Below are 12,867 nucleotides of genomic sequence, written 5' to 3'. Positions count from 1 at the left end.
CCCGTCGTCGACGTGGACGTCGTGGTCGAGTGCTCCTCGGGCACCTACATCAGGGCCCTGGCCCGCGACGCGGGGACCGCCCTGGGCTGCGGCGCGCACCTGGTGCGCCTGCGCCGCACCCGGGTGGGGCGGTTCGGGATCGGGGACGCGCTCACACTCGAGCAGTTCGACGCGGGGGCCTGCGGCGACCCCGAGCGGCCCACCGTGCCCCTGATCCCCCTGGGCGAGGCGGCCCGGGCGATGTTCCCGGTGATCGGCCTCGACGCGCGCGAGGCGGCGGCGTTCGCGCACGGGCAGGCGCCGGCGCGCGCAGCGCTCCCGGACGGCGAGGGGCCGTTGGCCGCAGCCGCTCCCGACGGGCGGGTCGTGGGCCTGGTGGGGCGCAGTGGCGACCGGTTGAGGGCGCTGGCCGTGTTCGCGGGACCGGGGGCAGAAGGAACAGCGGAAGAAGGGGCAGCGCAATGAGAATCTGGCACTCGCTCGCCGAGATCCCGGGCGCGCAGCGCTCAGTCGTGACCATCGGGAACTTCGACGGCATGCACAACGGGCACAAGAAAGTCGTCTCCACCTGCGTCGAGCGCGCCCGCAGGCGCGGCGTCGACGCCGTCGCCATCACCTTCGACCCGCACCCGCTGCAGGTCCACAAGCCCGAGGCCGGGGTCCAGCTCATCTCGCCCCTGCGCGACCGCCTCGACGCGATGGCCGCCGCCGGACTGGACGCGGTGCTCGTGGCCCACTACGACGTGAACCTCTACTCCATGGAGCCCGACGAGTTCATCCAGGAGTACGTCGTCGACCGCATGGGCGCCGTCGAGGTGGTGGTCGGCGAGGACTTCCGCTTCGGGCGGGCGAACGCCGGGACCATCGACACCCTGCGGGACCTGGGGCGCGGCCTCGGCTTCGACGTGGTCATGGTGACGGACATCGAGGCCCCCGAGGGGCGGCGGTGGTCCTCGTCGTGGGTGCGCTCCCTGCTGGCCGAGGGCGATGTCGCCGGAGCCGCGCGGGTGCTGGGGCACTTGCACCGCATACGCGGCACCGTGGAGCACGGCTTCAAACGGGGGCGGGCGCTGGGCTTCCCCACCGCGAACCTGGCCAGTGGGATCGAGGGCGTCGTCCCGGGCGACGGGGTGTACGCGGGCTGGCTGGTGCGCAACGTCCCGGGCACGCTGAGCGCCGAGTTCCTGCCCGCCGCCATCTCCGTGGGGACCAACCCGCAATTCGGCGCGACGGAACGCACGGTCGAGGCGCACGTCCTCGGAAGAAGTGATCTCAACCTCTACGGGGAGCGGATCGCCGTCACCTTCGTGTCGCGGATCCGCCCGATGCTCGCGTTCTCCTCGCTGGAGGAGCTGCTCGCCCAAATGGACGATGACCTGCGGCAAACGGCGTCGGTCCTGGGCATCGGCCCCGCCGGGCGCGTTGATCCCGACTCGGTCACGGCGCTCTAGTAGAATGCTGATGTCCCTGTGCGCCCGATGGTGTCCTTCGTCGCAGCCGCGTGGTCGCAATAGTCACACGTGCTACTCTTATTGAGCCGTCGATCGGCCGCGGACCGTCAGCCGCGGGAAATAGCCCCGCCGCCCCGTGCAACGAATTGAGGAGAAGCCTGTGCCGCTGAGCAAGGACGTCAAGGACCAGATCGTCGCCGAGTACGCCACCCACGAGGGCGACACCGGCTCCCCCGAGGTGCAGATCGCACTGCTCACCCAGCGGATCAAGGACCTCACCGAGCACTTCAAGACCCACAAGCACGACCACCACTCCCGCCGCGGCCTGCTGCTGCTGGTCGGGCGCCGCCGTCGCCTGCTGGGCTACTTGGCCGACATCGACATCGAGCGCTACCGCTCGCTCATCGAGCGCCTCGGCCTGCGCCGCTGACCCGCTCCGGCCCGGCTCCCCAAGGAGTCGGGCCGCTTTCTCGTGCCGGGCCGTGCCCGGCGATCCCGCGCCCGATCGAAGGGCGCACGCCAACCCGCGCGCAAGCTGACGGTTTTCGACAGTGGCTCACGGAACCCCCCGGTGGCTCCGTGGGCTTCGATCGAAGGCCGAAGTGGAGCGCGACACCAACGAACCAAGGAGAAACGCCCCATGATGGAAGGCTCTGACATCGTCGCAGCCGAAGCTGTCATCGACAACGGCCGCTTCGGCAAGCGCACCATCCGATTCGAGACGGGCCGCCTCGCCCGGCAGGCCGCAGGCTCCGCGCTGGCCTACCTCGACGACGCCACCACCGTCCTGTCGGCCACGACGGTCGGCAAGAACCCCAAGGACCAGTTCGACTTCTTCCCCCTCACGGTCGACGTCGAGGAGCGGGCCTACGCCGCCGGGCGCATCCCCGGCTCCTTCTTCCGCCGCGAGGGCCGCCCGGGCACCGAGGCCATCCTGGCCGCCCGCCTCATCGACCGCCCCCTGCGCCCCGGCTTCGTCAAGGGCCTGCGCAACGAGGTCCAGGTCGTCGAGACCGTGCTCACCATCGACCCGGACGACGCCTACGACGTCCTGGCCATCAACGCCGCCTCCATGTCCACCCAGATCGCGGGCCTGCCCTTCACAGGCCCCATCGGCGGCACCCGCCTGGCCCTCGTCGACGGCCAGTGGGTCGCCTTCCCGCGCTGGAGCGAGCTGGAGCGCTCCGTCTTCAACATCGTCGTCGCCGGGCGCATCGTCACCAAGGACGACGGCTCCGAGGACGTCGCCATCATGATGGTCGAGGCCGGCGGCGGCAAGAACGAGTGGGAGCTCATCCAGGCGGGGGCCACCGCCCCCACCGAGGAGGTCGTCGCCGACGGCCTCGAGGCCGCCAAGCCCTTCATCAAGGCCCTGTGCCGGGCCCAGCTCGAGGTCGCCGCGAAGGCCTCGAAGGAGACCGCCGAGTTCCCGCTGTTCCTGGACTACACCGACGAGGAGTACTCCGCCGTCGAGGAGTGCGTGGGCGGCAAACTGGCCGAGGCCCTGCTCACCGAGGGCAAGCTCGCCCGCGACGGCGCCGTCGACGCCGTCAAGGAGGAGATGCTGGCCGCGCTCGCGGATCGCTTCCCCGAGGGCGAGAAGAACCTCAAGGCCGCGTTCCGCTCCCTGGAGAAGGCCACGATCCGCGCGCGCACCCTGCGCGACGAGATCCGCATGGACGGGCGCACCCCCCGCCAGATCCGCTCCCTGTCCGCCGAGGTCGAGGTGCTGCCGCGCGTGCACGGCTCCGCGCTCTTCCAGCGCGGCGAGACCCAGATCCTGGGCGTGACGACCCTGGCGATGCTGCGCATGGAGCAGCAGATCGACAACCTGTCGCCCGTCAACTCCAAGCGCTACATGCACCAGTACAACTTCGCGCCCTTCTCCACCGGCGAGGTGGGCCGCGTCGGCTCGCCCAAGCGCCGCGAGATCGGCCACGGCGACCTGGCCGAGCGCGCCCTCGTCCCCGTCCTGCCCACGCGCGAGGAGTTCCCCTACGCCATCCGCCAGGTCTCCGAGACGATGGGCTCCAACGGCTCCTCGTCGATGGGCTCGGTGTGCGCCTCCACCCTGTCCCTGCTGCAGGCGGGCGTCCCCCTGCGCGCCCCGGTCGCGGGCATCGCGATGGGCCTGATGACCGGCGAGGTCGACGGCCAGCCCAAGGCGGTCACCCTCACCGACATCCTGGGCGCCGAGGACGGATTCGGCGACATGGACTTCAAGGTCGCCGGCACCCGCGACTTCATCACCGCCCTGCAGCTGGACACCAAGCTGGACGGCATCGACTCCCAGCTGCTGCGCGCCGCCCTGGGCCAGGCCCGCGACGCGCGCCTGGCGATCCTCGACCTCATCAACCAGGCCATCGACGGCCCCGACGAGATGAGCCCCAACGCGCCGCGCATCATCACCGTGAAGGTCCCCGTCGACAAGATCGGCGAGGTCATCGGCCCCAAGGGCAAGATGATCAACCAGATCCAGGACGACACGGGCGCCGACATCACCATCGAGGACGACGGCACCGTGTACATCGCCTCCTCCGACGGCGCCTCCGCGGAGGCCGCGCGCACCACGATCAACCAGATCGCGAACCCGCAGATGCCCGAGGTCGGCGAGCGCTTCGTCGGCACCGTCGTCAAGACCACGTCCTTCGGGGCCTTCGTGTCGCTGACCCCCGGCAAGGACGGCCTGCTGCACATCTCGCAGGTCCGCCGCCTCGTCGGCGGCAAGCGCATCGAATCGGTCGATGACGTCCTGCAGGTCGGCCAGCAGGTCGAGGTCGAGATCAACGAGATCGGCGACCGCGGCAAGCTCAGCCTCCACGCCGTCATCGACGGCGAGGCGGGCGACCTGGAGGCCCCCGCCGAGTCCGAGCGGCGCGAGCGCGCTGAGAGGCGCGACCGCTCCGAGCGGCGCGAGCGCCGCCCCCGCACTCGCACCCGCCGCCGCCGCGAGGACGAGTCCGAGGCCACCCGCGAGGAGGGCGCATCCGACGAGTGAGCGGGCGCAACGCCACGCTTTGAGGGGTGTGGGGTGGACGCCGGTCCGCCCCACACCCCGTTCCCCTTGGGCCTCCCGGCGAGGCCGTCGACCGACTAGGAGTCCCATGCCCCCCATCGCCCTTCCGCTCACTCCGGACGCCGCGTCCCTGTCCTTCGACGACGGCGACACCCGGATCCACCGGTCGATCGGGAGCACCGGCGTCAGGGTCCTCACGCAGCGGGTCCCGGCCGCCCAGTCGGTGAGCGCGTCCCTGTGGGTGCCCGTCGGCTCGCGCGACGAGGAGCCCGCCCGCGCCGGGTCCACGCATTTCCTCGAGCACCTGCTCTTCAAGGGCACGGCCCGGCGCTCGGCGCTCGACATCGCGGTCGCCTTCGACTCGGTCGGCGGGGAGTCCAACGCCGAGACCGGGCGCGAGCACACGGCGTACTGGGCGCGCGTGCGCGACGCCGACCTGGGCACGGCGATCGACGTCCTCGTCGATATGGTGACGGGCTCCGTTCTGGATCCCGCGGACTTCGACACGGAGCGGGGCGTCATCCTCGACGAGCTGGCGATGGGGGACGACAACCCCGTGGAGGTCGTCCACGACGCCTTCCAACTGGCGGTCCACGGCGACACGCCCATCGGCAGGCCGGTCGGCGGGACCGCCGACGCCATCCGTGCGGTCGGGCGCGACGACGTGTGGGAGCACTACCAGTCGAACTACGGTTGCCCCTCGCTGATCGTCGTGGCGTCCGGCAACGTCGACCACGACGAGCTCGTGGAGCGCGTCGACGGGGCACTGGCCGCCTCGCAGTGGTCGACCGCGCCCCGCCCCCCGCGCCCCAGGCGCCCCACCGCCGCCCCCGAGGGGGCGGGCAGCGCGGGGGAGGGCGTCGTCGAGCGCCGCCGGGACGTGGGCCAGGCGCACGTGGTCCTGGGGTGCGAGGGCCTGCGGGCCACCGACGAGGAGACGCCCGTCATGCACGTCCTGCTGTCCGTGCTGGGCGGGTCGATGTCCTCGCGCCTCTTCCAGGAGATCCGCGAGAAACGGGGCCTCGCCTACACGACCTACGCCTTCGCCTCCCCCTACTCCGACACGGGCTCCTTCGGCATGTACGCGGGCACCAGCCCCGGCTCGGTCCCCGAAGTGGAGGCCATCATGCGCGCCCAACTGGAGGACCTCGCCACCCAGGGCCCCTCCGACGAGGAGATGGCCCGGGTGCGCGGGCAGGTCCGCGGGGGACTGGTACTGGGCCTGGAGGACAACTGGTCCCGGATGATGCGCCTGGGGCGCTCGGAGATCATGGGGCGCTACCGCGTCGTCGAGGAGACGCTGCGCGACATAGAATCCGTGGACGCCCAGCAGGTGCGCTCCCTGGCCTCCCGCTTGGCGGCGCGCCTGAGGGCGCGGGCCGTCGTGCTCCCGCGCCAGTGGGAGCCCGCCACCACCCACACCCACTAGAAGGAGAACATTATGAAACGCGTTGCTGTGATCGGAGCCTCCGGGCGCATGGGGACCGCGGTGGTCGAGGCCGTCGGGGCCTGCGCGGACATGGAGGTCGTGGCGCGCCTCGACGCGGGCGACGCCATCTCGCGCGAGTCCCTGGGAGGGGCTGAGGTGGCCGTCGAGTTCACGTCCCCCGCCTCGTCGGAGGCCAATGTCCACGCGCTGCTGGACGCGGGCGTGGACGCCGTGGTGGGCACCACCGGCTGGGACGACGACGCCTACGCGCGGGTGCGCGCCCACGCCGAGGATGCCGGGCGCTCGGTCCTCATCGCCCCGAACTTCGCGATCGGAGCCGTCCTGGCGATGCGCTTCGCCCAGATCGCGGCGCCCTTCTTCGAGTCCGCCGAGGTCGTGGAGATGCACCACCCGGACAAGGTGGACGCCCCCTCGGGGACCGCAATCGCGACGGCCCGCGGCATCGCGCGAGCCCGTGGGGCCGCCGGCCTCGGGGACGTGCCCGACGCCACCGAGTCCGACCCGCACGGCGCGCGCGGGGCCAGGATCGACGGCGTTCCCGTCCACGCGGTGCGCCTGCGCGGGCTGACGGCCTCCGAGGAAGTGCTGCTGGGCAACCCCGGGGAGCAGCTGGTGATCCGCACCGACTCCTTCGACCGCGTCTCCTTCATGCCCGGCGTGCTGCTCGCGGTGCGGAGGGTCTCCTCCAGGCCCGGCCTCACCGTGGGCATCGAATCGGTGATGGGCCTGTGAGCCGGGGGAGCGGGGGCCCGCGCCGGAGCGGGGGGCCCCGCTCCCATCCCGACACTTCCGTCCGCCCCGCCGTGCCCGGGGACGAGCGCGCCATCGCCGCCCTCCAGTGGGGGGCGTGGCGGGCCCTCCTCACAGGGGAGGAGCTCGCGGCGCAGGGGCTGAGCGAGGAGCGGCTGCGGGCCGGGTGGGAGGCCGCCCTGTCCTCCCCGCGCCCCGCTTCCGCCGCGCTCGTGGTGGCCCTCCACGGCAACAGCGTCGTCGGATTCGCCCTGGCCGGCCCGGACGACGAGGCGGGCGCTGATCGGGGTCAGTCGGGCGCTGCTGGTGGCCCGCCGGGCGCTGTTCGGGGTCAGTCGGGCGCTGCTGGTGGTCCGCCGGGCGCTGTCCGGGGTCAAGCGGGCGCTGCTGGTGGTCCGCCGGGCGCGGCGCCGGTTCAGACGGGCGGGGTCCCCGCGGCAGTGCCCACTCAGATCTACGAGCTCGTCGTGGAACCGCGTTTCTGCCGTTCGGGCCACGGATCGCGCATGCTGGCCGCAGTCGCCGACCTCGTCGGCGGGGCGATGCGGGTGTGGATCGACGCCCGCGACGAGGCCCGCCAGCGCTTCTTCTCCTCAGCGGGTTTCGCACCCGCCGGGGCAGGACGCACCATCGGCGACGGGCACACGCAGCACCTGTGGTGGGCGCGAGCAGAGTAGGCCCGGGTGCCCATACCCGGCATCCGGGGTGGGGCAATCGTGCGTTGGGGAAGGCAACGGGGGTCAGCAGTGCGGCATTGGGGTAGGCAACAGGGTGGGCAATGCGGCATTGGGGTAGGCAACGGCGCATTGGGGTAGGCAACGGGGGCCAGCAGTGCGGCATTGGGGTAGGCAACGGCGCATTGGGGTAGGGCGCGTGCCCGCATCGGGGTAGGCAACGGTGCATTGGGGTAGGCAACAGGGTGGGCAATGCGGCATCGGGGTAGGCAACGGTGCATTGGGGTAGGCAAATTGCCTGCTCCAATGGGTGGTTTCCTGCCCCAATGAGGCTTTCCTGCCCCCGATGCGTCAACTTGGCCCGGGAGGGACGCCCGTGGCGGCGCTGACGGGGTCCTCGTATGAAAGAGCGTGCCGGGCCGCCCGCGTCGCCAGCCTGACCGGGAGGCGTTGAAGGGGGCCTCGTATGAGGGAGCGCGCCGGGGGGCGTGCAGTTGGCCCGGTTCTCACAGTGGTACCGCGACTACGCAGCGACACCACGCTCTGCGAGTGTTATGGCGCTCGCAAGGCGGCGGTGCTCCTGTAAAATGTGATATCGCTTGCAGAAGTGCCCGTGCGTCGTCATGAAACGGGCCGCTTCCAAGATGTGACTCGACGAGGCCCGCCCGGCTCGGTGCTTGCGCCGTCCGTCCGCGGAGCGCGGCGGGACCGCCTGGCCCGTCCGCAGGGCATGGCAGGACCTTTCGGCCCCGTCGGCCCCCGACCATGAGACCCGGCCCCGGCGCTTGCCCCGACCGCAGGGCGCAGTGGGACCGCCCGCCCCCGTTCACCGTCCCGGCCCCGTCCGCAGGGCATGGCAGGACCTTCCGGCCCCGTCGGCCCCCGCCCCCGTTCACCGTCCCGGCCGCGACCGCAGGGCGCAGTGGGACCGCCCCGCCCCGGCCTCGTCCGCCGATCCGGGGCCCTGCGGGCGTTCCGAGGCGCGGAAGTCCCAGACGCGCGCCCCCGGGTAAAGGTATGGTCAAGGGTATGACGATGATTCCCCCAAGGCTCTTCGGCTCGCTCGCCACCGCGATGGTGACCCCCATGAAGGCGGACGGCTCCCTCGACTGCGAATCCGCTGCGCGTTTGGCTAGGGCGCTGGTCGACGACGGCTGCGACACCATACTGCTCTCCGGCACCACCGGGGAGTCCCCCACGACCCACCAGCCCGAGAAGAACGACCTCACCGACGCGGTGCGCGAGGCGGTGGGCGACCGCGCTTTCATCCTGTGCGGGGCCTGCTCCAACGACACCGCCCACGCGGTGCGCATCGCCGAGGGCGCCCAGGAGCACGGGGCCGATGGGCTGCTGGTCGTCTCCCCCTACTACAACAGGCCCTCCCAGGAGGGGCTGCGAGCCCATGTCCTGGAAGTCGCCAACGCCACCGATCTGCCGGTCATGCTCTACGACATCCCCGGCCGCACCGGAATCGCCTTCTCCGACGGCACCCTGGACGCCCTGGCCTCCCACCCGCGGATCAAGGGCGTCAAAGACGCCACCGGGGACGTTGAGACGGGCGTGGACCGCATGCACCGCACCGGCCTGGAGTACTACTCGGGCGACGACGCCCTCAACTTCGCGTGGATGACCGGGGGCGCATCCGGGTTCGTGTCCGTGGTCTCCCACGTGGCGGCCGCGCAGTACCGCCGCATGATCGAGTTGCTCGACTCCGACCAGGTGTGGGAGGCGCGCGAGCTGTCCTACCGGCTGCGCCCCCTCGTGCGCGCGATCATGGGCAGCGGCCAGGGGGCCGTCATGGCGAAGTACGCGCTGTGGCTCCAGGGCGTCATCGACGCGCCCGCTGTGCGCCTCCCGCTGGTCGGCGTCTCCGACTCCGAGGTCGAGGCCCTTCGGGCGGCACTGGTCGCCCAGGGCGCGCTCTAGACACGAATGTGAGGGTTTCGACCCCGGTGAACGAGTCCCCGCGCGATAAAGGCGCCCCCAGGCATGGCAGACTTGAACGTATGAATCCCCTGTACGAGAACCTCAGCGAACCCGCGCCCCTGGAGAAGGGGGCGCTGCGCGTCATCCCGCTGGGCGGCCTCGGCGAGGTGGGGCGCAACATGAACGTCCTCGAGTTCGAAGGCAAACTCCTGGTCGTCGACTGCGGTGTCCTCTTCCCGGAGGAGACCCAGCCCGGCGTGGACCTGATCCTGCCCGACTTCTCGTGGATCGAGGAGCGGATGGACGACGTCGTCGGCCTGGTCCTCACCCACGGCCACGAGGACCACATCGGTGCTGTGCCGTACCTGCTCAAGCTGCGGGGCGACATCCCGATCTACGGCTCCGACCTGACCCTGGCGTTCGTGGCCCCCAAGCTGCGCGAGCACCGTCTGAGCGACCCCGGCCTGAACGTCGTCGCGGAAGGCGACCGTCTGGCAGTGGGCCCCTTCGACCTGGAGTTCGTCTCCGTCACCCACTCCATCCCCGACGCCCTCGCAGTGTTCGTGCGCACCAGCGCCGCGAAGATCCTCATCACCGGCGACTTCAAGATGGACCAGCTGCCCCTGGACCGCCGCCTGACGGACCTGCGCGCCTTCGCGCGGATGGGCGAGGAGGGCGTGGACCTGTTCATGGTGGACTCCACGAACGCCCTGGTCCCCGGTTTCATCACGCCCGAGCGCGAGATCGGCCCCGTCCTGGACCAGGTGTTCGGCGAGGCCACCGGGCAGATCGTCGTCGCGTCCTTCGCCTCCCACGTCCACCGCGTCCAGCAGGTCATCAATGCCGCCCACCACCACGGGCGCCGCGTGGCGCTGGTGGGCCGGTCCATGGAGCGCAATATGCGCATCGCGGAGGAGAAGGGCCACCTGGCCATCCCCGAGGGCGTGGTCGTCGACCTCAAGGAGATCGACCAGCTGCCCCCCTCCCAACGCGTGTACATGGCGACCGGTTCCCAGGGCGAGCCCATGGCGGCCCTGTCGCGCATGTCGGTCGGCTCCCACAAGACGGTCACAATCGGAGCGGGGGACATGGTGGTCCTGGCGTCCTCGCTGATCCCCGGGAACGAGAACTCCGTGTACCGGGTCATCAACGACCTCACGCGCCTGGGCGCCCGGGTCGTGTCGAAGGAGAACGCGAAGGTCCACGTCTCCGGACACGCCAGCGCGGGCGAGCTCATCTACTGCTACAACATCATCCAGCCCAAGAACGTCATGCCGATCCACGGCGAGGTGCGCCACCTGGTGGGCAACGGGCAGCTCGCGGTGAAGACGGGCATCAGCCCCGAGTCCGTGGTCCTGGCGGAGGACGGGGTCACCGTCGACGTCAAGGACGGCACCGCCCGCGTGTCCGGCGTGGTGCCCTGCGAGTACGTCTACGTGGACGGGCGCTCCATCGGCGAGATCTCCGAGGACGAGCTCGAGACCCGGCGCACCCTGGGCGCGGAGGGCTTCATCTCGATCTTCGCTGTCGTCGAGCACGATTCGGGAACGGTCCTGGCCGGGCCGACCATCCGCGCCATCGGGATGGCCGAGGACGACTCCGTGTTCGACGAGATCCTGCCCGACGTCGCCTCGGCGCTCAAGGACGCGGCCGCCCCGGGCGGGCAGGACCCCTACGTCCTGCAGCAGGCCATGCGGCGCGTGATCGGCCGCTGGGTCGCGCGGCGCCTGCGCAGGCGGCCTATGATCGTCCCAGTGGTGACCGAGCAGTAGCGGCGCCCCCGCGCACCGGCGCGGGGCGGGTCGCCGGACGGATTCCAATACGAGGGGGCATGAGTGGCTGGACGTTTCATCTCGACTCATTCCGTGGCTCTTGTGCTGCCGATGCACATCGCGTACATGCCCGGCAGGGGCGGCTCCGTCCACGCCGACGCCGCGAGCTCGCGCCCGGGCGGCGGCTTCACGACGCTGAGCGCGGCGGCGGCGATGGGCGTCCCCGCCGCGATGGCCTCCCCCCTGGGGACGGGCCCCAACTCGTTCACGGTCCGCCAGCAGCTGGTCGAGGCGGGCGTCTCCGTCCTCACGCCGGAACTGGTCGGGGACATCGGCGTGGTCATCCAGTTGATCGTCGAGGATGGATCGATGACCTCGGTGGTGACCGCGGGCGTCGAGTCCGAGCCCTCCCGCGCGGTCCTCGACCGGATCATCCTCCAGCCCGGGGACACGATCCACGTCGCCGCCTCTGACCTCACGAACCCGCACTCGGCGAAGGTGCTCTCCGAATGGGGCTCGGAGCTGCCCGAGTCGGTGACCCTGGTCGTGTCGATCTCCCCGGCGGTCGAGCAGGTCCCCGTCGAGGCGTGGCGGAACCTGTTGGGCCGGGCGGACATCGTCACCATGAACGTGCGCGAGGCGACGACCCTGACATCGATCCTGGCCGGCTACCGCGGAGGGACGACCATCCGGGACCTCATGCGGCCCGGGGCCGCCACGGTGCGCCGCCTCGGGTCCATGGGGTGCGAACTCCAGGAGGCCCGTGACGCCCCCTTCGTCCACATCCCCGCCTTCCAGACGACGACCGCCGACACCGCCGGCGTGGGGGACACCCACATCGCGGAGATGTGCGCGGGGCTCCTGATGGGCTACGAGCTCGCTGACGCCTGCCTCATGGCGAACGCCGGGGCGGCGATCACCCTCTCCCATCCGTCCGCGCTGCCCGTCCCCACACTCCAGCAGGTCGAGGCGGTGCTGGAGAGCGGCGTCGTCTCGACCGTCGTCCCGTTGCGCCCCTGAGGGCCGCGCGCGCTGGAAGGAACCGGGTTTTCGGCGCGCCTACAAGGTTTTCCCGTCGTGTGAGAGTAGCGTCAGAGCATCATGGCCAACCAGTCGAACCGTTCCGCGTCCCCCAAGAAGAAGCCCGCCAGGCCCCGTTCCCCGAAGGGCGCGCAGCCGGCCCCCGCCTCGTCGGCCAGCACCGCGCCGGGCCTGCTAGCCCGCGTGTTCTCGGCGATCGGGCGCGGGGCCGTGCGGTGCGCCGCCGCGTGGAGGGCGACGGACGCCCAGCTCAAGCGCGACGCCCTGGCCTTCGTGCTGGTCGCCATCGCGATCGTCGTCGCCCTGCGCGAGTGGTTCCAGATCTCCGGCGAGGCCGGCGACTTCATCCACCACAGCGCCGCCGGGCTGGTCGGCATCTTCTCCGTGGTGCTCCCCCTGGTCCTCGTGGCCTTCTCCGTGGAGCTCGTGCGCGCCCGCTCGGGCAAGTCCGCCGTCCCCCACCACGTCGCCGGGGGAGTGGGCGTGGCCTTCTCCCTGACGGGCCTGGTGCATGTCTCGCGCGGCAATCCCTCCATCGATCCCTTCGCGGCCGTGGAGCAGGCGGGCGGCATCACCGGGTGGTTCATCGCGCGCCCCCTGTCGCTGCTGCTGTCCGTGTGGGGCGCCGCCGCGATCCTGGTCCTCCTGCTCCTCTACTCGGTCCTGCTGGCCACGCGCACCCGGGTCGCCGAGGTGCCCGCGCGCCTGCGGGAGGCGCGCGCCGCGCTGGCCCGCAAGCACGGGGCGGACCCCGCTCCCGGAGCCCCGGGTGACGGCTCCCAAGGCG

Annotated in this window: 10 protein-coding genes and 1 pseudogene; all 11 read left to right on the top strand. The window is 71.6% G+C overall.

The genetic code is table 11. The annotated features are described in order from the left end of the window. Positions 1-465 (top strand): annotated as a pseudogene (locus BH719_RS09990) (tRNA pseudouridine(55) synthase TruB); the annotation flags it as partial. Next, positions 462-1,451, top strand: a complete 990-nt coding sequence (locus tag BH719_RS02215; protein ID WP_009743109.1) for a bifunctional riboflavin kinase/FAD synthetase — start codon at positions 462-464, stop codon at positions 1,449-1,451. The pseudogene BH719_RS09990 and the gene BH719_RS02215, both read left to right, overlap by 4 nt. Positions 1,452-1,611: 160 nt before the next feature. Next, complete coding sequence (gene rpsO / locus BH719_RS02210; protein ID WP_005867417.1) at positions 1,612-1,881, top strand: 30S ribosomal protein S15; 270 nt, start codon at positions 1,612-1,614, stop codon at positions 1,879-1,881. Between the two features lie 210 nt (positions 1,882-2,091). Then, positions 2,092-4,449, top strand: coding sequence for a polyribonucleotide nucleotidyltransferase (locus tag BH719_RS02205; RefSeq protein ID WP_009743108.1), 2,358 nt, complete (start codon positions 2,092-2,094; stop codon positions 4,447-4,449). Positions 4,450-4,555: 106 nt separating this feature from the next. Beyond that, positions 4,556-5,896, top strand: a complete 1,341-nt coding sequence (locus BH719_RS02200; RefSeq protein WP_009743107.1) for a M16 family metallopeptidase — start codon at positions 4,556-4,558, stop codon at positions 5,894-5,896. A 12-nt stretch (positions 5,897-5,908) separates the two neighbouring features. Continuing rightward, complete coding sequence (gene dapB, locus BH719_RS02195; RefSeq protein ID WP_009743106.1) at positions 5,909-6,649, top strand: 4-hydroxy-tetrahydrodipicolinate reductase; 741 nt, start codon at positions 5,909-5,911, stop codon at positions 6,647-6,649. A gap of 71 nt (positions 6,650-6,720) precedes the next feature. Further along, a complete protein-coding gene (locus tag BH719_RS02190) occupies positions 6,721-7,344 on the top strand; it encodes an N-acetyltransferase (RefSeq protein ID WP_009743105.1) in 624 nt (207 codons plus the stop codon). Positions 7,345-8,370: 1,026 nt separating this feature from the next. Beyond that, positions 8,371-9,267, top strand: a complete 897-nt coding sequence (gene dapA, locus BH719_RS02185) for a 4-hydroxy-tetrahydrodipicolinate synthase (RefSeq protein ID WP_034219602.1) — start codon at positions 8,371-8,373, stop codon at positions 9,265-9,267. An 80-nt stretch (positions 9,268-9,347) separates the two neighbouring features. Then, positions 9,348-11,039, top strand: coding sequence for a ribonuclease J (locus BH719_RS02180; protein ID WP_009743103.1), 1,692 nt, complete (start codon positions 9,348-9,350; stop codon positions 11,037-11,039). A gap of 111 nt (positions 11,040-11,150) precedes the next feature. Further along, positions 11,151-12,059 carry a PfkB family carbohydrate kinase gene (locus BH719_RS02175; RefSeq protein WP_009743102.1) on the top strand — a complete coding sequence of 303 codons (909 nt, stop codon included), beginning with the start codon at positions 11,151-11,153 and terminating at the stop codon, positions 12,057-12,059. An 81-nt stretch (positions 12,060-12,140) separates the two neighbouring features. Next, positions 12,141-12,867 (top strand): DNA translocase FtsK 4TM domain-containing protein (locus BH719_RS09505; RefSeq protein ID WP_034255152.1); only part of this gene is annotated, 727 nt, incomplete at its 3' end.

The organism is Pauljensenia hongkongensis (assembly GCF_001746855.1).
GTDB lineage: Bacteria > Actinomycetota > Actinomycetes > Actinomycetales > Actinomycetaceae > Pauljensenia > Pauljensenia hongkongensis.
Note: the sequence above shows the minus strand (reverse complement) of the source record. Positions and strands in the feature narration are given on the sequence as shown.